This window comes from Haemophilus parainfluenzae, from assembly GCF_014931375.1.
In the GTDB taxonomy this organism is placed as follows: Bacteria; Pseudomonadota; Gammaproteobacteria; order Enterobacterales; family Pasteurellaceae; genus Haemophilus_D.
Window position 1 is genome coordinate 1,989,438 of record NZ_CP063117.1, and the last position, 20,453, is coordinate 2,009,890.

The 20,453-nt window shown below is 39.7% G+C and carries 21 protein-coding genes and 1 pseudogene; 5 read left to right on the forward strand and 17 right to left on the reverse strand.

What is annotated here, in order from left to right:
* Nucleotides 1–35: 35 nt before the first annotated feature.
* The 6 genes from INP95_RS09555 to rlmN form a co-directional block, all read right to left on the reverse strand.
* A complete protein-coding gene (locus INP95_RS09555; RefSeq protein WP_178411184.1) occupies nt 36–650 on the reverse strand; it encodes a YfgM family protein in 615 nt (204 codons plus the stop codon).
* 18 nt (nt 651–668) lie between these two features.
* The gene (gene hisS, locus INP95_RS09560; protein ID WP_178164415.1) at nt 669–1,940 is read right to left on the reverse strand and encodes a histidine--tRNA ligase; all 1,272 of its coding nucleotides are present in this window, start codon (nt 1,938–1,940) and stop codon (nt 669–671) included.
* 9 nt (nt 1,941–1,949) lie between these two features.
* A complete protein-coding gene (gene ispG / locus INP95_RS09565; protein ID WP_049363739.1) occupies nt 1,950–3,056 on the reverse strand; it encodes a flavodoxin-dependent (E)-4-hydroxy-3-methylbut-2-enyl-diphosphate synthase in 1,107 nt (368 codons plus the stop codon).
* A gap of 18 nt (nt 3,057–3,074) precedes the next feature.
* Nucleotides 3,075–4,103 carry a RodZ domain-containing protein gene (locus INP95_RS09570; protein WP_049385012.1) on the reverse strand — a complete coding sequence of 343 codons (1,029 nt, stop codon included), beginning with the start codon at nt 4,101–4,103 and terminating at the stop codon, nt 3,075–3,077.
* A gap of 73 nt (nt 4,104–4,176) precedes the next feature.
* Complete coding sequence (gene pilW / locus INP95_RS09575) at nt 4,177–4,719, reverse strand: type IV pilus biogenesis/stability protein PilW (RefSeq protein ID WP_049385013.1); 543 nt, start codon at nt 4,717–4,719, stop codon at nt 4,177–4,179.
* 69 nt (nt 4,720–4,788) lie between these two features.
* Nucleotides 4,789–5,937, reverse strand: a complete 1,149-nt coding sequence (gene rlmN / locus INP95_RS09580) for a dual-specificity RNA methyltransferase RlmN (RefSeq protein WP_049385014.1) — start codon at nt 5,935–5,937, stop codon at nt 4,789–4,791.
* Between the two features lie 301 nt (nt 5,938–6,238).
* Between rlmN and INP95_RS09585 the strand changes: the two genes are divergently transcribed.
* From INP95_RS09585 to INP95_RS09605, 5 genes are all read left to right on the forward strand, one after another.
* A complete protein-coding gene (locus tag INP95_RS09585) occupies nt 6,239–7,114 on the forward strand; it encodes a D-alanyl-D-alanine carboxypeptidase family protein (RefSeq protein ID WP_049363744.1) in 876 nt (291 codons plus the stop codon).
* 153 nt (nt 7,115–7,267) lie between these two features.
* Complete coding sequence (locus INP95_RS09590; protein ID WP_070590595.1) at nt 7,268–8,149, forward strand: metal ABC transporter substrate-binding protein; 882 nt, start codon at nt 7,268–7,270, stop codon at nt 8,147–8,149.
* A complete protein-coding gene (locus tag INP95_RS09595; RefSeq protein WP_049372887.1) occupies nt 8,149–9,045 on the forward strand; it encodes a manganese/iron ABC transporter ATP-binding protein in 897 nt (298 codons plus the stop codon). The genes INP95_RS09590 and INP95_RS09595 overlap by 1 nt, the downstream gene beginning before the upstream one ends.
* A 3-nt stretch (nt 9,046–9,048) precedes the next feature.
* A complete protein-coding gene (locus INP95_RS09600; RefSeq protein WP_197560642.1) occupies nt 9,049–9,900 on the forward strand; it encodes a metal ABC transporter permease in 852 nt (283 codons plus the stop codon).
* Nucleotides 9,893–10,726 (forward strand): metal ABC transporter permease, encoded by an 834-nt coding sequence (locus INP95_RS09605; protein WP_232088517.1) that lies wholly within the window; start codon nt 9,893–9,895, stop codon nt 10,724–10,726. The genes INP95_RS09600 and INP95_RS09605 overlap by 8 nt, the downstream gene beginning before the upstream one ends.
* A 35-nt stretch (nt 10,727–10,761) precedes the next feature.
* Here the strand turns inward: INP95_RS09605 and rlmC are convergent, their stop codons facing one another.
* The 11 genes and pseudogenes from rlmC to rpmH all read right to left on the reverse strand — a co-directional run bounded on the left by rlmC (nt 10,762) and on the right by rpmH (nt 20,135).
* Nucleotides 10,762–11,934 (reverse strand): 23S rRNA (uracil(747)-C(5))-methyltransferase RlmC, encoded by a 1,173-nt coding sequence (gene rlmC / locus INP95_RS09610; RefSeq protein WP_197560643.1) that lies wholly within the window; start codon nt 11,932–11,934, stop codon nt 10,762–10,764.
* Nucleotides 11,931–12,974, reverse strand: coding sequence for a beta-N-acetylhexosaminidase (gene nagZ / locus INP95_RS09615; RefSeq protein ID WP_197560644.1), 1,044 nt, complete (start codon nt 12,972–12,974; stop codon nt 11,931–11,933). The genes rlmC and nagZ overlap by 4 nt, the downstream gene beginning before the upstream one ends.
* A gap of 3 nt (nt 12,975–12,977) precedes the next feature.
* Nucleotides 12,978–13,325 carry a putative periplasmic lipoprotein gene (locus INP95_RS09620; RefSeq protein WP_197560645.1) on the reverse strand — a complete coding sequence of 116 codons (348 nt, stop codon included), beginning with the start codon at nt 13,323–13,325 and terminating at the stop codon, nt 12,978–12,980.
* Nucleotides 13,325–13,675: a purine nucleoside phosphoramidase gene (gene hinT, locus INP95_RS09625; protein WP_197560646.1), complete on the reverse strand. Its 351-nt coding sequence runs from the start codon at nt 13,673–13,675 to the stop codon at nt 13,325–13,327. Before hinT ends, INP95_RS09620 begins: the two co-directional genes overlap by 1 nt.
* Before the next feature lie 100 nt (nt 13,676–13,775).
* Nucleotides 13,776–15,653 carry a peptidylprolyl isomerase gene (gene ppiD / locus INP95_RS09630; protein ID WP_197560647.1) on the reverse strand — a complete coding sequence of 626 codons (1,878 nt, stop codon included), beginning with the start codon at nt 15,651–15,653 and terminating at the stop codon, nt 13,776–13,778.
* Between the two features lie 67 nt (nt 15,654–15,720).
* Nucleotides 15,721–16,277: pseudogene (locus tag INP95_RS09635) on the reverse strand (manganese efflux pump MntP).
* A 10-nt stretch (nt 16,278–16,287) separates the two neighbouring features.
* Nucleotides 16,288–17,646, reverse strand: coding sequence for a tRNA uridine-5-carboxymethylaminomethyl(34) synthesis GTPase MnmE (gene mnmE, locus INP95_RS09640; RefSeq protein ID WP_197560648.1), 1,359 nt, complete (start codon nt 17,644–17,646; stop codon nt 16,288–16,290).
* A gap of 127 nt (nt 17,647–17,773) precedes the next feature.
* Entirely contained in the window at nt 17,774–19,402 is a 1,629-nt protein-coding gene (yidC, locus tag INP95_RS09645; RefSeq protein ID WP_070590571.1) for a membrane protein insertase YidC, read from the reverse strand.
* The gene (gene yidD, locus INP95_RS09650; protein WP_005695569.1) at nt 19,402–19,665 is read right to left on the reverse strand and encodes a membrane protein insertion efficiency factor YidD; all 264 of its coding nucleotides are present in this window, start codon (nt 19,663–19,665) and stop codon (nt 19,402–19,404) included. The genes yidC and yidD overlap by 1 nt, the downstream gene beginning before the upstream one ends.
* Nucleotides 19,620–19,988: a ribonuclease P protein component gene (gene rnpA, locus INP95_RS09655; protein WP_014064016.1), complete on the reverse strand. Its 369-nt coding sequence runs from the start codon at nt 19,986–19,988 to the stop codon at nt 19,620–19,622. The genes yidD and rnpA overlap by 46 nt, the downstream gene beginning before the upstream one ends.
* Before the next feature lie 12 nt (nt 19,989–20,000).
* Nucleotides 20,001–20,135, reverse strand: coding sequence for a 50S ribosomal protein L34 (rpmH, locus tag INP95_RS09660; RefSeq protein WP_005539760.1), 135 nt, complete (start codon nt 20,133–20,135; stop codon nt 20,001–20,003).
* Nucleotides 20,136–20,453: the final 318 nt, after the last annotated feature.

Here is a 20,453-nt window from a genome sequence, read left to right on the forward strand (position 1 = left end):
TAAAAAAGCCCGAGCAATTCGGGCTAATTAAAATATTACAGATTATTTAATTTCATCTGCGCCATTTGTTTTTCTAACGGGTTACCGCTTTTTTGTGCATTCTCAAAGCTTGCTTTAGCACCATTCACATCGCCTTTTGCGACTTGAATATCGCCCGCTAAAAGATCTTTACGTGCACTAAAGCCTTGGCTTTTCACTTGATTTAGACTTGCTAGTGCTGCATCAAATTGACCTTGTTGGAATTGCACTGCAGACAAACGAAGCGCTGCAAGAGACGTTAAGATATCATCTTGTGATTGAGCAATCGCTTGTTTTAAGCTATTTTCTGCAGAGGCGTAATCTTGTTTTGCAACAAAACCTTTTGCTTCATCTAATAAGCTAAATACCGCATAGCTGGTTTTATCATGCGCTTTCACAAATTCAGCCACTTTAGCTTGTTGTGCCGCGGCATCTTTGTTTGTGGTATAAACTAAGGCATCATATTCAGCAGACGCCTGCATGATTTGATTGGCTTGATAAGACTGCCAATAACGCCAGCCCAACATCCCGCCTACACCAAGAATAAAAGCGGCAATAATGGTTTTGCCATTGTCTTTCCACCATTCTTTTAACTGGTTCAGTTCTTGTTCTTCTTCAATGGTATATGCCATTTTCCTATCCTTCTAAAATTAAAATTGGGCTTTCACGTGTTCAATCAAATTGTCCACATCAATGGTTTGCTGCTCTGCTGCGCCAAGTAAGTGTTTTACCACAACTTGATTATTTTGCACTTCACTTTCGCCAAGTACAAGGGCTAGAGTCGCACCAGACTTATCTGCGCGTTTAAATTGTTTTTTAAAGTTACCGCCGCTGCAATGCAACATTGTGCTTAAGTGCGGTAATTCTGAGCGAAGTTTTTCCGCTAGTTGGAATGCGGCCAATGTCGTGCCTTCACCTTGATAAACAACGTAAATATCTACCGCACTTTTTACCGGAATCGATTTATTCACTTCTTGAACGAGTAGCACTAAACGCTCTAAGCCCATTGCGAAACCAACACCACTTGTTGCGTGGCCACCAAGTTGTTCAACTAAGCCGTCATAACGTCCACCACCACATACAGTACCTTGAGCACCTAATGCTGATGTCACCCATTCAAATACGGTTTTATTATAATAGTCTAAACCACGTACCAATTTTGGATTGATTTCATATTGAATGCCAACCGCATCTAATAGACCGCATAACTGTGCAAAATGCTCGCGACTTTCATCATCTAAATAATCCAATAATTTTGGCGCGCCGTCCAATACATCCTGTAATGCTTGATTTTTAGTATCCAAAATACGTAATGGATTTTTTACAAGACGTTCTTTCTCTTCTTCGCTCATTAAATCTTGGTGATTTTCTAAGAAGGCCACTAATGCAGAACGATAGTTTGCACGTGCTTCTAGTGAACCAATCGAATTTAATTGAAGTGAAACATGTTGATCAATACCTAAGGCTTTCCATAAACGTGCCGTTAAAATAATTAACTCCGCATCAATTTCAGGGGTTGCGATACCAAATACTTCGACACCTGCTTGGTGGAATTGACGGTAACGACCTTTTTGTGGACGTTCATGACGGAACATCGGTCCCATATACCATAAACGTTGTTCATTGTTGTAAATCCAACCGTGTTCAATCGCAGCTCGCACGCACCCTGCAGTACCTTCAGGACGAAGTGTTAATTGCTCATCATTATCCCAAAATGTGTACATTTCTTTTGAGACGACATCTGTGACTTCACCGATTGCACGAGCAAATAATGGCGTACTTTCCACGATTGGCATACGCACTTCTGAATAGCCGTAGCTGCTTAAAATTTGGCGAACCTGCCCTTCAATCCATTGCCAAAGTGGAGATTCAGTTGGGGAACAGTCATTCATCCCACGAATTGCTTGAATATTTTTTGCCACGAGTTTTCCTTAAATAATTCGATTTTTTGGATCTTGTTGTGCAACTTTGGCACGAATTTTTGCTTCTAATTGGTCAATAATCGCGTCGTTATCAAAACGTTCTTTTTGACGCTCGCCATCTAAATAATAGCCACTTTTCTTATTACCACCGGTAACACCGAGGTCAGACACTAATGCTTCACCTGGGCCATTTACCACACAACCAATAATAGACACATCCATTGGGGTGATAATATCTTCTAAACGTTGTTCCAGTGCATTCACCGTGCCAATCACATCAAACTCTTGACGTGAGCAAGTTGGACAAGCAATAAAGTTAATCCCGCGAGAACGAATACGTAACGATTTCAAAATATCAAAACCAACTTTGATTTCTTCTACAGGATCGGCGGCTAAAGAGACACGCAAGGTATCACCAATACCTTCCGCTAACAACATACCTAAACCAATTGCAGATTTCACTGCTCCTGCACGTGCACCGCCCGCTTCCGTAATCCCTAAATGTAATGGTTGTTTAATGGCTTTTGCCAGTAAACGGTAAGATTCCACCGCAAGGAAGACATCGGATGCTTTTACGCTTACTTTAAATTGATCGAAGTTTAAACGATCTAAAATCTCAACATGGCGTAATGCTGATTCTAATAAGGCTTCTGGTGTTGGCTCACCAAATTTCTCTTGGATATCTTTTTCTAATGAGCCAGCATTAACACCAATACGGATAGGGATATTTTTATCGCGTGCGCAATCCACCACTGCACGAATACGATCTTCACGACCAATATTGCCTGGATTAATACGTAAGCAATCCACCCCATATTCAGCCACTTTTAACGCAATACGATAGTCAAAATGAATATCCGCTACTAATGGCACATTCACTTGCTGTTTAATGATTTTAAACGCTTCGGCGGCATCCATGGTAGGTACAGAAACACGCACGATATCTGCGCCGACGCGTTCCAACGATTTAATCTGTGCAACGGTCGCCTCAACATCAGTTGTGCGAGTATTTGTCATGGATTGTACAGCAATCGGTGCATCACCACCGATTGGTACATTGCCCACATAAATTTTTGTCGATTCACGACGTTTGATAGTAGGTTTTACTGCAGACATTCTTTTGTAAATTATTCGTTAAGGTTTTGGTAATTTAAATTTAGCCACACGGCCATCAACGGTAAGCGGATACGCCTCGCCTTTATAAGTAATACGAACGTTACCCGGCGCACCAATAATCAATGCATAGTCATTACCATTAAAGGTTAAGACTTCGCCTTGTTTATATTCTTTTTGCGCTAAAACTTTACGATTTTGGTCTTTCACACTAATCCAGCTTGAATTTTTGGTAATCTCAATAACAAGATCGCCTTTTGCTGTGGTTGGCGCTTCAGAAATGGCTGGATTTTCAACCGCACTTTGAGCATCTGGTACGGTTGGCTCTGTTGTAGGTTCTGTGTTAGGTAAGGTTTGTTCCACAACAGGGGCTTGAACTTGTTCAACGGTAGGGGCCGAAGTTGCGCCAGTTGAAACTTCTGCGTTTACTGGTTGAACTTGATTCTCTTGAGTATTTGAAACAACAGGTTCAGCAGCATTATTTTTTGCTTCCGTTACAGGTGCTGTTTCATTATTTGACGTTAAAGGCTGGTTATTCACCGCGACTGGGATGTCATTCGAATGAGTAACCGGTACCTCTGCTGTTTTTTCTTTTTCAACGTAGGTTTGCACTAAATTATCACGTTCTTCGTTTGATTTTTGATAATTCTGCCACCACCATAAGCCTGTCATCCCAACAGCTGCGAGTAAAATAATGGTTGTAAGTGTGCCGACCCAGCGACTATGAGAAGAGTATTGGTTTACTGAACGCGTCGCGCGTGCATTTTTACTTAAATCGTTTTTGTATGCTTCACCAAAGGTTAAATGCGCCCATTCGCTCTCAGGAATACGTAAAAATTTTGTATAACTACGCACATATCCTTTCATAAAAGTTGATGGCACATTTTTTTGGACAAATTCATTATTTTCTAATTTTTCCAAAATGCTTGGGCGCAAAGAAATTGCCTTTGCCGCATCTTCCAGAGAAAGATTTAACGCTTCGCGAGCTTGACGAAGTTTATCCCCAAAGGAGATGTCTGTTTTTTCGGTTTGTTCAAGGATTGTATTCATAGGTATAAAAAAAGAAATAGCAATAAAAAACTAAATGCTAAATTTTAAAGTCGAAAGGGGCTTTTGGCAATGATTATTTGAGTGAACGGAGCTTTTCCGCTCTAGAAGGATCAACTTGACGCAATTTATCCAATGCCTGTTGATAAACATCGGTTTGTTTTCCAGCAAAAGCACAAAGCGCTATGTTTTCGTAAGTATCCGCTTGATGGTAATAATTCGGCGCAGCGAGTGCCGCATTAAATTGTGAATAAGCTTGTTCAAACTCACCTTGTCCACATAAAAATGCACCGAAGTTGTTATACACATCGCCTTGCTTATCATCTAACTTGATCGCCTGTAAATAAGCTTGCTTCGCTTTTTCCGTATCGCCTTGTAATTGATAAAAATGCGCAAGTGCTGAGTGCACAAGATAATATCGCTCATCATGTTCAAGGGCTTTATCTAAATTAAGTTTTGCTTGAACAAAATCATTTTGTTGAAGATAGCCTAATGCCAGTTCAACGCGAGCTTTTGCGGCTTGTTGTTTATTAAAGTCAACGGAAGACTGAGAGACACAAGCCGAAAAAACAAAAGGAAAAATGACCGCACTTAGAATGTTAATTGGGATTAATTTCATCTTATCACTCCTCTCTCTTATCACTCTTCTCTAGGACATTTTTCCTTTACAAGTATTGCTATATTTAGCTTAGTTAACCGCTTTTACGTCAATGCCTTCACCAAACTTACGCTTTATTGCTGTACGTTTGGTTCGGTCGATCACATCCCCCGCCAACTGGCCACAAGCGGCATCAATATCATCACCACGAGTTTTGCGTACAATCACCGTAAAGCCATATTCCATTAAGGTTTTTTGGAAGCGATCGACACGGCTATTTGAGCTTTTACCATAAGGCGCTTCTGGGAACGGGTTCCATGGGATCAAGTTAATTTTACATGGCGTATTTTTTAACACTTGAGCTAATTGATGCGCATGCTCTGTGCCATCATTCACGTGATCTAATAACACATACTCAATAGTCACTTTACCATGGTTAGCATTCGATACTTCTAAGTATCTGTGTACTGAATCCATCAGCATTTTGATATTGTATTTTTTATTGATTGGCATAATTTCATCACGCAATTCATCATTAGGTGCGTGAAGTGAAATCGCTAATGCCACATCAATCTTATCGCGCAACATATCGAGTGCAGGCACAACACCTGATGTGGATAACGTCACACGTCGTTTAGATAATCCGTAAGCAAAATCATCAAGCATAATTTCCATCGCAGGTACAACATTGGCTACATTTAACAATGGTTCACCCATACCCATCATCACCACATTGGTTATCGGACGAACACCTGTGACACCAAAATTACCGATAATTTTTGATGCGCGCCAAACCTGACCGATAATTTCAGACACTGTTAAATTACGGTTAAAGCCTTGCTGTGCTGTTGAACAGAAGGTACAAGCTAAGGCACAGCCTACTTGAGAAGAAACACAAAGTGTCGCACGATCTGCTTCAGGAATATAGACCGTTTCAACTTGCTGTTCACCTACCTGCATCGCCCATTTAATGGTGCCATCTGCAGAGCGTTGTTCAACCGCCACTTCTGGCGCTTTAATTTCCGCGACCGCTTTTAATTTTTCTCGTAATTTTTTATTAATATTGGTCATATTGTCGAAGTTATCTTCGCCAAAATGATAAATCCATTTCACTAATTGATCCGCACGAAATGGTTTCTCGCCTAATTCAGCAAAAAACTCACGCATCTGCTGACGCGTTAAATCCATTAAGTTAATCTTTTTTGTATTCGTTTCGGATGAAAGGGGTTGTTCTAACATAAAGCCTCGTTATTACACATTACGGCGATGATGTTACTCAGAATTGAGCAACAAAAAATTCGCATATTAAAAATGAGCCGAGATTTTACAGATTTACCGACGGATAAGCTAGCAGATTTGAAAAACAAAGAAAATTTTGACCGCACTTCTTTGCGATCGCTATCGCAAAAATCAAAAAACAAAAGAAAAAAGTGCGGTTAAAAAACTTTAAATTTTTTCTCTTTCACACATCCCAAACCCTTACAAAAACTGATAGAATACAAGCTTTGTTTTATTCTCTAAGTTGTCAATATTAAAAGATATGTTAAAAAAAGTGCTTTCTGTATTGTGTTTAGTGCCAGCAATGGCAACGGCACAATCTTATGTCGTGTATGATTTCACCCATGATCGCGTGCTCGAAAGTAGTTCACCGAATCATGTTCAACCTATCGCATCCGTCACCAAGTTAATGACTGCAAATGTGTTTCTTGAAAATAATCGAAACGCAAATTGTACTGCATCGATTACTGACGACGATTACGATTACATTAAAGGCACACATACAAAATTACCAAAATACACGCCGATTTCTTGTAATGAATTATTAAAAGCGATGCTTGTCCATTCTGACAACTATGCTGCTCATGCCCTTTCTCGCTCTGCGGGCATGAGTCGTTTGCAATTTATCCAAAAAATGAATGAGAAAGCGAGAGAATTAGGTATGCGCTCTACCCGCTTTTCAGATAGTTCTGGTTTATCCGACAGCAACATTTCAAGTGTGATGGATCTCGTAAAACTGGCTAAATACTCTCTTAACAAAGCACAAATCAAAAACCTCTCGAATATGCCAAGTGCTTTCATTCAAGCTGGCGGACGTAGCGTTTTTGTTAAAAACACCAATAAATTAGTGCGTGAAGAAGTGTTTGATGCGGCAATTAATAAAACGGGTTATATTCGCGAATCTGGCTATAATTTAGTCTTTGTGAATAAAAATCCATGTAATCGCGCGACCATTGGGGTGATCAGTTTAAATAACCATTCATCTGCGTTTCGTACTAACTTTACTAAAGGAAAATTGGAACAATACGGTTGTATCGCAGGGCGTAGCATGCACAACTTTACCGTTGATGAAGCCCAATATGAAGAAGGCTATGATGAAGCGGGTATGGATCGCCTAATCCAACAAGTTGGTGGTTAATCATTTCAAAAAGAGCGGTCAATTTTGCACAAAATTTTCCGCTTTTTAATTTTAATCACCTATCGATTTGATAATTATTTTCATTTGAAAACTTTATAAAAAATGATATTATTCTGCAGAATGCTAATCGATCATTATTTTTAAGGAGATCTCATGAAGCATTTATTTAAAAGCCTATCTGTTATCGCTCTAGGTTTAGCAGCTTTACAAGCCGAAGCGAAATTTAAAGTGGTGACCACATTTACTGTGATTCAGGATATCGCACAAAATGTTGCGGGCGATGCCGCGACGGTGGAATCTATCACCAAACCTGGTGCAGAAATTCACGAGTATGAACCGACCCCTAAAGATATTGTAAAAGCTCAATCTGCTGATTTAATTTTATGGAACGGATTAAATTTAGAGCGTTGGTTTGAGCGTTTCTTCCAAAATATCAAAGATAAACCAGCCGTTGTGGTAACCGAAGGCATCACGCCACTTTCTATTTATGAAGGTCCTTATAAAGATGCCCCTAACCCACACGCTTGGATGTCGCCATCTAATGCGTTGATTTATGTCGAAAATATCAAAAATGCATTCGTTAAATACGATCCGCAAAATGCTGATACTTATCAAAAAAATGCAGCGGCGTATGCAGAAAAAATCAAACAGCTCGATAAACCTTTACGTGAAAAACTCTCACTGATTCCTGCCGACCAACGTTGGTTAGTGACCAGTGAAGGTGCCTTTAGTTATTTAGCGAAAGATTACGATCTCAAAGAAGGCTATTTATGGCCAATTAACGCTGAACAACAAGGTACGCCTCAACAAGTGCGTAAACTTATTGATTTAGTGAAAAAAAATCACATTCCAGTGGTATTTAGTGAAAGTACCGTGTCAGCCAAACCTGCTCAACAGGTAGCGAAAGAAAGCGGTGCTAAGTACGGCGGCGTGCTTTATGTCGATTCCCTTTCTGCCGCTGACGGTCCTGTACCAACTTATATTGACTTACTGAATGTCACTGTATCCACCATAGTCAAAGGATTTGAAAAATAATGACCGCACTTTCCGCTTCGATTTCCGTTAATGATGTAACTGTGCGTTACAACAACGGGCACACTGCAATTTATGATGTTGCCTTTGCATTACAAGGAGGAACCATCTGTGCTCTTGTCGGCGTAAATGGGAGCGGAAAATCAACGCTATTCAAAAGCATCATGGGCTTAATCAAGCCACAGCAAGGCAATATTGCGCTTTGTGGTTTGCCAATTAATCGAGCATTGAAACAAAATTTGGTTGCCTATGTGCCGCAAGCGGAAGAAGTCGATTGGCAATTTCCAGTCTCCGTTTATGATGTTGTCATGATGGGACGCTACGGCTACATGAATTTCCTACGCATTCCAAAAGCGGAAGACAAACAAAAAGTGCTCGAAGCGATGCAACGAGTAAACATCGAGCATTTAGCTGAACGGCAAATCGGCGAGCTTTCTGGTGGGCAAAAAAAACGCGTATTTTTGGCTCGTGCATTAGCACAACAAAGTAAAATTATCTTGCTTGATGAACCTTTTACAGGTGTGGATGTTAAAACCGAAAATGCCATTGTGGAACTCCTTCGCCAATTACGTGCTGAAGGCCATTTAATTTTAGTTTCTACCCACAACTTGGGTTCTGTACCAGACTTCTGTGATCAAGTGGTGATGATTAACCGTACTGTGATTGCTGCCGGTAAAACGGAAGATACATTCAATCAGCATAATTTGGAAAAAGTCTTTGGTGGTGTATTACGACACATCAAATTATTGGGTGAAGATCTGCATAATGATGAAGATAAACGTGCGGTGACCGTTCTCACAGATGATGAACGTCCAGTCGTCTTCTACGGTGAAACCAAAAATGATCCGCCTGCAACGGCTGTAAAATCCTGTCGTCTGCCTCCGTCTGACAAGGAATAAGCCATGCTTGAATATTTGCTAGAACCTTTCTCCTATGAATATATGCAAAAAGCCATGTGGATAAGTGCCGCAGTTGGTGGCATTTGTGCCTTTCTTTCTGCCTATTTAATGCTGAAAGGCTGGTCATTAATTGGCGACGCACTCTCTCATTCCGTGGTTCCAGGTGTGGCAATAGCTTATGCCTTTTCACTCCCCTATGCTTTAGGTGCTTTTTTTGCCGGAATTTTGGCCGCACTTTCCATTTTATGGATCAAATCCATTTCTAAACTCAAAGAAGATGCCGTTATCGGCTTTATTTTCAGCACATTCTTTGCCTTGGGATTGTTGATTATTTCTCTGAATCCAACTTCAATAAATGTGCAAAATATTATTCTCGGTAATATCCTCGGGATTGCCGATGAAGATATTTATCAAGTAGCCATCATTATGTTGATTTGCTTGGTCTTATTGCTTATTTTTTGGAAGGATCTGTTACTGATTTTCTTTGATGAAACGCAAGCAATTACAGTTGGGCTTTCACCACTGTTTTACAAAGTTCTCTTTTTTACACTCTTGAGTGCTTGTGTCGTTGCGGCATTACAAACTGTCGGGGCGATTTTAGTGATTGCGATGGTAATCACACCAGGTGCAACTGCCTATTTACTTACTGACAAGTTCAAAACTCTTATCAAAATTGCCGTAGCATTAGGCACAATCACTGGTTTCGTCGGTGTCTATTTAAGCTATTATCTGGATGGCGCAACAGGTGGTGTCATCGTGACATTGCAAACCTTGTTATTTTTATTGGCTTTTCTATTCTCACCTAAATACGGATTAATCAGTCAAAAACGACGTAAGGTGGTGGATTATGACTGAGATGTTCGCCATTTTCGTTGAGCCATTTCAATTTTCCTTTATGCAAAATGCACTACTCACCGCATTAGTGGTTGCCGTGATCTGTGCACTACTCTCTTGCTATTTGGTGTTGAAAGGATGGTCATTGATGGGGGATGCCATTTCTCATGCTGTCCTGCCAGGTATTGTCTTAGCTTTTCTAGCTGGTATTCCATTAGTGATTGGTGCGTTTGTCTCAGGTATTGCCTGTGCCTTAGGGGTGGGTTATTTAAAAGAAAATAGCCGTATCAAAGAAGATACCGCGATGGGGATTGTATTTTCGGGGATGTTTGCCATTGGTTTGGTGCTGTTCACTAAAATCCAAACTTCACAACATCTCACACACATCTTATTCGGTAACGTATTAGGTGTAAGCCGACAAGAGCTGATTCAAACGGCTATCATCGCCTTAATCATTTTTATTTTACTAGGCTTAAAGCGTCGTGATTTTCTCCTCTACTGCTTTGACCCTAGCCATGCCCGTGTTGCAGGTCTTTCGCCTAAATTATTACATTATGGACTACTCACACTACTTGCACTCACCATTGTGAGTACGATGCAAGTTGTTGGGGTTATCTTAGTTGTAGCGATGCTAATTGCACCTGGCATCACTGCTCTCACACTGACGAATCGATTCGATAAGATGCTAGTTATCGCGATTATCAGCGCAGTGACTGCAAGCCTATTAGGCGTACTACTTAGCTATCATTTTGATGCCTCTACTGGTGCATGCATTATTTTGTTACAGGCTGTATTTTTCTTAATTGCCCTGGTTTATAGCAAAATAAAAGTGCGGTTAAATTTCTAAATAAAAAAAGCTAACTAAGATGTTAGCTTTTTTTATTAGGGATTGAGCTCAAGTAATGTTAGTGCTTCATAATGCGCTGTATGCGGGAACATATCAAATAATTGAATTTGAGTAAGTTTATAATTGGTTAGATTCTGCAAATCTTTTCCCATGGAAATCGCATTGCAACTGGAATAAAGAATAAAGTGCGGTTGCATTTCATTGAGAAATTCTGCTAGTTCCTTTCCGATACCTCGACGAGGCGGATTGACGATCACCAAATCAGGTTTATTTTCATCTTGTGTTAAAGCAAAATTAGCGGTATCCAAAGATTGAAATTTAACGTTGTTTAGCCCTAACACCTGAGCGGATTGCGTCGCTGCTTGAATAGCAGATGGGGAAATTTCAATTCCGGTCAATTCCACGTCTTGTTGATGTTTGTCCTGCAAAGCTTTAGCGCAATGAAGTCCAAACCCTCCAACGCCACAAAAGAGATCCCAGAGTTTAGTAATGGGCAAATCTTGCACCCAATCTTGTGCCGTTGCATATAACCCTTGTGCGACAAATGGATTCGTTTGGAAGAAACCTTGAGGGCGAATAAACAGCGGAATACCATTAAAGCTTTCTGATAAAGTGTACTGGTCAGTCAAAAAGATTTCTTTCTCACCTTCTAAGATCGCTGCGTGCTGAGGTTGGATATTCACACTCACCACTTCAAGTTGTGGTAATTTTTCCAATAGCCCTGCAAATTCACGTTGAATTAACGATAGTTTAGTTTCTGAACGTAATACAAAACGCAACATCAATTTTTTTGTATGTTGGCTTTCTGTAAGCAGAATATATTTGAGCTCACCTTTTTGCTTAGCCACGTTATAAGGGACTAAACCCGCTCGTCCAATAAAATCTTTTAGAATTGGAAAGAGTTCAGCAAAGCGTTGCGGATAAAGTGGGCAATCACATAAATCCACCGCACTTTGTGGATCATTCGGGTCTTGTAAAATACCTAGAATGGGACGTTCCACCGCGCCACTTACAACCATTTTCGCTTTATTACGAAAAGCTGATTCGGAGGAATAAAAAGGCGGATGCCAAATTAAATCATCACAATCTAATTTGGCAAGTTGTTGTTTAAGATGCTCTTCTTTCTTGGCGAGTTGCTGCTCATAAGGCATTTCAAGCCATTGACAAGAATGGCAATCGCCTTTTTGATAATGATGGCAATCAATCATTTAGAAGCAAGCCACTCTTGTTGAAGTGCGGTCAGTTTTTGATGATTTTCAATCCAACGTGAAGTTTTGGTGAGTTCTGACCAATCAAAGGATTTTTGTTTAAAGAGTGATTTCAAACGTTCTTGGCGTGCTACAAAATGCTCTGTGGTTTCCTCTAACTTCAGATTATCAAGCACTTGAATGACACCTTCACGTTCATTGCAAAGCAATAATAAGTCACAACCAGCATTCAAGGCTTTTTCACTACGAGCCACAAAATCACCCATAAAACCTGCGCCCTTCATGCCTAAATCATCAGAGAAAATCGCCCCTTGGAAGCCTAGCTGTTTACGCAAAATTTCTTTCAGCCAATAACTCGAGCCACTTGCTGGCTGACTATCACACTGCGTATAAATCACGTGAGCCGGCATAATCGCATCAAGCTTACGCTGTTGAATTAATTGCTGGAATGGCAAAATATCATGATTAAAAATCACTTCTTTTGCACGCTCATCATAAGGTGTTTCAAGATGAGAATCGGCTAAAACATGACCATGCCCAGGGAAATGTTTTCCTGTTGTTGCCATGCCTGCTTGGTGCATACCATCAATAAAAGCAGCCGCCAAATTGACCGCACTTTTTACATCACAGCCAAAGCTGCGATCGCCAATCGCACGACATTCATGCCCCAAATCCAACACAGGAGCAAAACTCAAATCAATATCTAGCGCCATCATTTCTGCAGCCATTTGCCAGCCCGCTTCTTTTGCTATTTGTTGTTGCTGAGTTGAATCCTTAACTAATGCCGCAAAAGCTTGCATCGCGGGGAGCTGAGTGAAACCTTCACGGAAACGTTGTACGCGACCACCTTCTTGATCGACCGTGATCAATAAAGGCTTTTTCACTCGTTGACGAATGGATTTAATTAGCGCTTGAACTTGCTGACGATCATAAAAATTGCGGGTAAATAAAATCAAACCCGCAACTAAAGGATGTTCCAGTAATTCAACTTCTTCTTGTTTGAGCTCATGACCTTCAAGGTCAATTAATAATGTGGACATAAACTATTGTAAATAAAGACGATAATTGGTGCTTTCTGTGCTTGGTTTTGGTAGTTCAAACACTTTCTTTTCTTGCGGTTGCAATAAAATATTGCCTGATTGGCTTTCTTGCTGATTCGGCCAAACTTGCGTTACACCTTGTGTGTTATACCAATAAAGATGGTAAAGCACATTGAGCTGTTGCGTAGTTTTATTTTTTAAACCCGCGGTATTATCCGACAAATCGACATCTAAAGCCGGCGCTAAATTTGCCGTCATATTTAAAATTGGCTTATTGGTTCCCACAATATTTGGTGCGGATGAACAAGCCGTCAAAAATAATACCGTTGCTGTAATGAGGATCTTTTTCATTATTTCGCCAACATTCTACCTAAAGGTTCACCACCAACAAGATGCATATGAATATGGAATACTTCTTGTCCACCATGTTTATTACAGTTCACAATTAAACGGTAACCGTCTTCGGCGATGCCTTCTTCTTTAGCAATTTTAGCTGCGATCGTAAATAAGCGACCTAAGGTGACTTCATCTTGTTCTGTCACATCATTAACCGTTGGAATCACTTTATTTGGGATAATCAAAATATGGGTTTTAGCTTGTGGTGAAATATCACGGAATGCGGTCACTAATTCATCTTGATAAACAATATTGGCAGGAATTTCTTTGCGAATAATTTTACTGAAAATGGTTTCTTGAGCCATAGTCTCCTCCTTATTTTATATAAAAAAGTGCGGTCAAAATTTACCGCACTTTGCTTTTATTTTCCATCAGAAATTGATAATGAATGATATTTCAATCAACTTAGTGAGAGGCACCTTCTTCTGAATCATCTTGATTAATAAAAGTGTTATTAATCTCAATTTGTGCTTTTTCACGTAATGCTTGCATTAGCTGTCCTTGCAATTCGCCTTGACGCGCACGAACAAGTTGAGTGCTAAATTTCGCTAATTCTTGCTCACTTAAAGTCGGTTCTTCTACACGTTCAAGAGCAACCACAACTACATCACCTTTGCTGTTGCGAGCAACTTGATAAGCCGCTTTACCATCTTGTGGTTTAGCAATAGCAAATACCCCCTCATAAAGCATTGGATCTTTATTATCCATCAATGTAAAGGTTTGTGGTTCACTAAAACTAATACCTGCTGGTAATTTGGTAGGATCAGCAGATAACGCTTTAACCACTTGCTCTGCTTTTTCAGCTAATACTTTATCGGCTTTTTCACGTTTTAAGAATTGCTCAATCGTTGATTTTGCTTCATCAAGGCTTTGCAAACCTTCATCTTTGTGATCCACGACACGTACCACTACAAATTCATTTTCACCTACAGTTAATGGCTCAGAATTTGCACCGCCGTTTGCAATATCAGATTCAAAAATAGCAGAAGTCACATTTGGGAAATTTAATGCCGCAGGGACATTATTTTTACCAAAGTAATCCGTTTCTTCCATTTTCACACCAGCAGCTTCAGCTACCGAAGCTAAAGAATCACTGCTTTCTGCTGCTTTTTCACGAACCGCTTTTTCTACCGCTTGGAAACGGCTTTCTGCTAAGTTTTTACGTACAGTCTCTGCGATTTGTTCTTTCACTTCTTCTAAAGTACGTTCTTTACGATCTTGCACTAAAATAATATGGTAAGCCCCATCCACATTAACCGGTGTACTATATTGACCAACATTTAATAATAATGCTGCATCTTCAAAGTTTTTCGGTAATTCGTTGTCTTTTACCCAACCTAATTCACCACCTTGAGCACCAGAAAGTTTATCTAGGGATTTTGTTTTTGCTAACTCAGCAAAATCAGCGCCTTTTTGCAGTTCTTGATAAACGGCATCCGCTTCTTTCTCCGTTGATAATTGAATATGTGCTAATTTTTGGCTAATGAATTGCGCTTTATTTTCTTGATAATATTGTGCAATTTGTGTTTCAGTTACTGGTTGTAATTTACCTAATGCATCTGCTGAAACGCGAATATATTGCACTTTCGCTTGTTCAGGTTGAACAAGTGATTTCGCATTCGCATCGTAATACGCTTTAATTTCTTCGTCTGTTACTTTTTGTTTTGCAATTTCATCGGCTAATGGAAGAGTTGCAAGACGAGCGATACGTTTTTGGAAAAAGACTTGTGCGTTATCTTTTACTTGGGCTGGTACAACAAACTCACTGTCTGCCAAACCATTTTGCATTTGTTCAAGTGTTAATGCATTACGTAAAATAGCCGCATAAGTATCAGATGTTAAACCATTTTGAGTCAATAATTGTTGATAGCGCGCGTTATCAAATTTACCGTTAGATTGTAAGTTAGGATCGCTTACAATCGCACGTTTGATCATCTCATCACTTACACCTAATTTTAATTCTTTCGCATATTGACGGATTAATTCTTGATCCACCAAACGTTGAATTAAATTTTGACGAAGTGCAGTCACAAATTCCACAGAGTCAGTTTTCGCTAAGAAGCTCTCGCCTTCTTGTTGAGCTCGCGCTTCAAACTCTTGGTTATAACGATTTAAGAAATCTTGTTGAGAGATAGTCTCGCCATTTACTTTTGCCGCAAAACTATCATTGCTGCTATACAGATAACCTGACATCCCACCAATCAAAAATGAAACTGGAATTAAAGCAAAGATCGCTTTTCCGATAAAGCTATGGGCGATGCCATGCATTTTTTCAATTAACATTCAATTATTACCCTTTTAAAAAAGACAAAGTTCGTAAGATTATAATCTAAAAGGCGAAAATTCGCACTTAAAAAACACCATGTTCGTGTAGGATTTTCACAGCCATGACTAATAACACTAAACCGCCAAAAATCTCTGCTTTGCTTTTGAATTTTTTCCCTAAAAATGACCGCTCTTTACACCAATAAAAGAAATGGCAAAGGTTATTAAACCAATGATGAAGACAGCCAACAAAATGTCCACAGAAAGAAAAGCAAAAGAGACACCAACAGCTAACGCATCAATACTCGTTGCCACACCAAGTGTTAGTAAGTGTTTTAAACTAATCAATGAGGGCGCAGGTTCATCATCTGAGCTCAGCCCTTCTCGAATCATATTCACACCGATAATCGCAAGTAAAGCAAAGGCAATCCAATGATCCCAATTTTGAATCATCTGACTAAATTGTAGTCCGACAACATAGCCGATTGCCGGCATAATGCCTTGAAATAGCCCAAAACAGCATGCAATGGCCAGTGCTTGTTTCCATCGAAAAGCGCGCATTGCCAAACCTTTGGAAATGGATACTGCAAACGCATCCATCGAAAGACCAAGCGCAATGACCCACAACATATGAAAAGTCATAACCTAAAACCTATTTTCCGATACAAAAAGAGCTGAAAATATTACCGAGTAAATCATCCGAGGTAAATTGCCCCGTAATTTCACTGAGATTAGCTTGTACTAAACGAAGTTCCTCTGCTAACAATTCACCCGCATGAAACTCTGTTAATTGAACTAACCCAATTTGTAAATGTTCGGCCGCTTTTTCTAAAGCATCAAGATGACGACGACGTGCTAAGAAGCCACCTTCCATGCCGGTTTGGAAACCCATCGCCTGTTTTAAATGCTCACGTAATAAATCTACGCCTTGATGCGTTTGAGCCGATAAACAAATGGTCGTTGTTCCATTTTCTTCTTTTATCCCAACTGCCTCACCGCTTAAATCGACTTTATTACGAACAATGGTCACTGGCATATTATTTGGCAATTTCGATAAAAATTCTGACCGCACTTTTTCAATATTTTGGCTATCAGGATCACTGCTGTCTAACATTAAGATAATACGATCGGCTTGCTCAATTTCAGTCCACGCACGCGAGATGCCGATACGTTCAACTTCATCTGTCGCTTCGCGAAGCCCTGCAGTATCAATAATATGTAAAGGCATGCCATCAATATGAATATGCTCACGTAACACATCGCGAGTGGTTCCTGCAATATCTGTCACAATGGCCGCTTCTCTGCCTGCTAAAGCATTCAGTAAGCTTGATTTACCCGCATTTGGACGACCGGCAATCACTACTTTCATCCCTTCACGTAAAATCGAGCCTTGTTTCGCTTCGCTACGGACTAAATCAAGTTGATCAATAATTTCTCGTAATTTTGCTTCGATTTTACCGTCTGCCAAAAAGTCAATTTCTTCATCGGGAAAATCAATCGACGCTTCCACATAAGTACGAAGATAAATCACGGAATCCACCAACTGATTTACTTTATTGGAAAATTCACCTTGTAATGATTTTAATGCCGAACGAGCGGCTTGCTCCGAAGTGGCATCAATCAAATCTGCAATGGCTTCTGCTTGAGCTAAATCTAATTTATCGTTTAAAAAAGCCTGTTCTGAAAATTCACCGGGACGCGCAAGACGAACACCATCAAGTTGTAAGATTCGTTTTAGCAACAAATCTAATACTACTTGCCCACCATGACCTTGCAATTCCAATACATCTTCACCTGTAAAAGAATTCGGCGATTTAAAGTAAAGTGCAATGCCTTGATCTAATACTGTGCCATCAGCATCTTTAAAAGGTAAATAATCTGCCATTCTTGGTTTAGGACATTTACCTAGTACCGCTTGTGCCACTTCAACCGCTTTTGGACCTGATACACGCAAAATACCAATACCACCACGACCAGGCGCTGTCGCTTGTGCGACGATTGTTTCTTTCATAAAAACTCACTAAAAATTGACCGCACTTTTATCTGCGATAAAAAAATGAGAGGGCGCATTAATACGCCCATGTGATTATATATCAATCAATGATAGAAAAAAGGCATCTTTCGATGCCTTCTATCTGTTATTTTTTACGGGTATGTAACCCTTTTTTCTCTAAACCACGGTAGATCATTTGTTGTTGTACGATAGTGATTAAGTTAGACACTAACCAGTAAAGTACTAGACCTGCCGGGAACCAGAGGAAGAAGAACATGAAGATCAACGGCATGAAATTCATCACTTTTTGTTGCATTGGATCGGCAACTGGTGTAGGTGACATTTTTTGTAACAAGAACATTGATCCACCCATTAAGATTGGGAGAATGTAGTAAGGGTCTTGTGCCGATAAATCTTGAATCCAACCAAAGAATGGCGCATGACGAAGTTCAACTGCTTCCATAAACGTCCAGTATAATGCAATGAAAATTGGCATTTGAAGGATTAATGGTAAGCAACCACCAAGTGGATTTACTTTTTCTTCTTTGTAAAGTTTCATCATTTCTTGGCTCATACGTTGGCGATCATCACCAAAACGTTCGCGCATTTCTTGCATTTTCGGTTGCAACATACGCATTTTCGCCATAGAAGTGTATTGTGCTTTTGTAAGCGGATATAAAATCGCTTTAACCACTAAGGTGACACAAATAATTGCCACACCCCAGTTAGATACAATACTTTGAATGAAAGTTAATAACCAGAATAATGGTTTCGCGATGAACCATGCCCAACCATAATCGACAGTTAAGTCTAAGTGGTTAGCCACTTCAGCCATTTTGTTTTGTAATTTCGGACCTGTCCATAATGAGCTGGTAATAGTCTCTGTTGCACCTGCTGGAATAGAAACGACTGGACCACGATAACCAATAGACGCAACGTTATTTTTACTGTCTGTAATACTATAAAGTTGGTTATTTACATCTTGATTTGGGATCCAAGCTGATACGAAATAGTGTTGTAAAATAGCAACCCAACCTGCTTTGGTATCGATAGAAAGATTTTTATCTTTCATATCGCTGAAGCTGTATTTTTTGTAATTGGTTTCTGAAGAAGAATACGCACCACCGGTATAAGTAGGCATTGCCACGTTACCGCTGCTTTCAACTAATGTGTGTTTTAATTGGCCGTAAGGTTCAACTTCAATTGCACTACCACTTTGGTTCACAATTTCAAAGTTAACACCGACATCGTAACTATCACGTTTTAACACAAAGATTTTACGATAAGTCACACCATCTTTTTCAAATGTTAATGGCACTGAAAGTTCATTTTGACCTTCTGCTAATTTGAAATTATCGCCAGTAACTTGATATTGCGCACGACCTGCTTTTGTATCGATCCCGTTTTTACCAATTAAACCGCTTTGTGCAATGTAAACATGCTCGTTTGTATCTTTTAACAAGACGAAAGGTTCTTTTGAACCTAATTCTGCATCATATTTTAATAGTTCAGAACTGATTACATCACCACCTAATGTATCCACTTTCAAACGGAGTACATCATTTTCTAATGTGATAATTTGACCTTTTGTTTGTGAATCTGCCACTACTTCAGCAGATGAAGAAGAACTTGCCGGGACATCAGAAGAGGCGGCTGTTGTTTGTTCCGTGGTCTGTTGTTGAACAGGTGGATTTTTATCAAGTTGCCATTGCTGATAAACAAGGAAAGAAATAAAGAGTAGTGCAAGCACTAATAGGCTACGTCTTGAGTCCATTATTTTTTCTCATCGTTATTATTAATCTTTTTCGGCGGAACAGGATCGAATCCACCGGCGCTTAAGGGGTGACATTTTAATACACGTTTTAGCGTAAGCCAACTACCTTTTAACAATCCATGTGTTTTTAACGCCTCAATACCATAGCAAGAACAGGTTGGCACAAAACGACAACGCGGCCCGATTAAAGGGCTAATCGCTACTTGATAAAACTTAATTAAAGCGATGAGGATTTTTGTGCCAAACGAATGTGACGTGCCCATAATTTATCCAAAGTTTGTAAAAACGTTTGATTATCAAGCTGACCAATGCCACGTTTCGCCACAAAGACAAAGTCACAAGAGGGCAAATTATGTTGAGATAAACGAAAACTTTCACGAACTAAACGTTTAATACGATTACGATCGTGCGCTCGTTTAAGATGTTTTTTAGCCACAGTTAAACCTAAGCGTGGATGCTCAAGATTATTTTTGCGTGCGAGAATGGTAATTTCAGGGGTGCTTGCTCGAAACGGTTGTTCGAAGACATTTTTGAATTGAGTGGGAGTTAACAATCGTAACTCCCGAGAGAAGTTTAGCTTAATCACTAAAAGAGGTGATTATGCAGATAAACTCTTACGACCTTTAGCACGACGACGAGCTAAAACTTGACGGCCGTTTTTAGTTGCCATACGAGCACGGAAACCGTGAGTACGGCTACGTTTTAATACAGAAGGTTGAAATGTACGTTTCATTGTAATCTACCTAAATCAAAATGGTTTACTGTTTTGATATTCAAAACACAACAAGGGTTATAAAAAATAGACCGCAATTTTAATCATAAATTGGGCTTTCGTCAAATAAGAAAAGAGAAAATTCCGAAATAATCTTCCGTTTCTTCTAAAATCGTGGGGATTATACGGATTTTGGACAAAATCTCAAGCAACCTTTTTGTCTTTTTTTGACGACCAACAGAAGATCTTTTGCCTAAATTATTGTAAAATTCTCTTCGATTTTTAACCGCACTTTTGCGGCTTTTATTTTATACGCATATAACATAAGGATAATTTATC

Coding starts and splice junctions, on each gene's coding strand:
- INP95_RS09555 (WP_178411184.1), bottom strand. CDS start 650: ATGGCATATACCATTGAAGAAGAACAAGAACTGAACCAGTTAAAAGAA.
- ispG (WP_049363739.1), bottom strand. CDS start 3,056: ATGTCTGCAGTAAAACCTACTATCAAACGTCGTGAATCGACAAAAATT.
- INP95_RS09570 (WP_049385012.1), bottom strand. CDS start 4,103: ATGAATACAATCCTTGAACAAACCGAAAAAACAGACATCTCCTTTGGG.
- pilW (WP_049385013.1), bottom strand. CDS start 4,719: ATGAAATTAATCCCAATTAACATTCTAAGTGCGGTCATTTTTCCTTTT.
- rlmN (WP_049385014.1), bottom strand. CDS start 5,937: ATGTTAGAACAACCCCTTTCATCCGAAACGAATACAAAAAAGATTAAC.
- INP95_RS09585 (WP_049363744.1), top strand. CDS start 6,239: ATGTTAAAAAAAGTGCTTTCTGTATTGTGTTTAGTGCCAGCAATGGCA.
- INP95_RS09590 (WP_070590595.1), top strand. CDS start 7,268: ATGAAGCATTTATTTAAAAGCCTATCTGTTATCGCTCTAGGTTTAGCA.
- INP95_RS09595 (WP_049372887.1), top strand. CDS start 8,149: ATGACCGCACTTTCCGCTTCGATTTCCGTTAATGATGTAACTGTGCGT.
- INP95_RS09600 (WP_197560642.1), top strand. CDS start 9,049: ATGCTTGAATATTTGCTAGAACCTTTCTCCTATGAATATATGCAAAAA.
- INP95_RS09605 (WP_232088517.1), top strand. CDS start 9,893: ATGACTGAGATGTTCGCCATTTTCGTTGAGCCATTTCAATTTTCCTTT.
- rlmC (WP_197560643.1), bottom strand. CDS start 11,934: ATGATTGATTGCCATCATTATCAAAAAGGCGATTGCCATTCTTGTCAA.
- nagZ (WP_197560644.1), bottom strand. CDS start 12,974: ATGTCCACATTATTAATTGACCTTGAAGGTCATGAGCTCAAACAAGAA.
- INP95_RS09620 (WP_197560645.1), bottom strand. CDS start 13,325: ATGAAAAAGATCCTCATTACAGCAACGGTATTATTTTTGACGGCTTGT.
- hinT (WP_197560646.1), bottom strand. CDS start 13,675: ATGGCTCAAGAAACCATTTTCAGTAAAATTATTCGCAAAGAAATTCCT.
- ppiD (WP_197560647.1), bottom strand. CDS start 15,653: ATGTTAATTGAAAAAATGCATGGCATCGCCCATAGCTTTATCGGAAAA.
- mnmE (WP_197560648.1), bottom strand. CDS start 17,646: ATGAAAGAAACAATCGTCGCACAAGCGACAGCGCCTGGTCGTGGTGGT.
- yidC (WP_070590571.1), bottom strand. CDS start 19,402: ATGGACTCAAGACGTAGCCTATTAGTGCTTGCACTACTCTTTATTTCT.
- yidD (WP_005695569.1), bottom strand. CDS start 19,665: ATGGGCACGTCACATTCGTTTGGCACAAAAATCCTCATCGCTTTAATT.
- rpmH (WP_005539760.1), bottom strand. CDS start 20,135: ATGAAACGTACATTTCAACCTTCTGTATTAAAACGTAGCCGTACTCAC.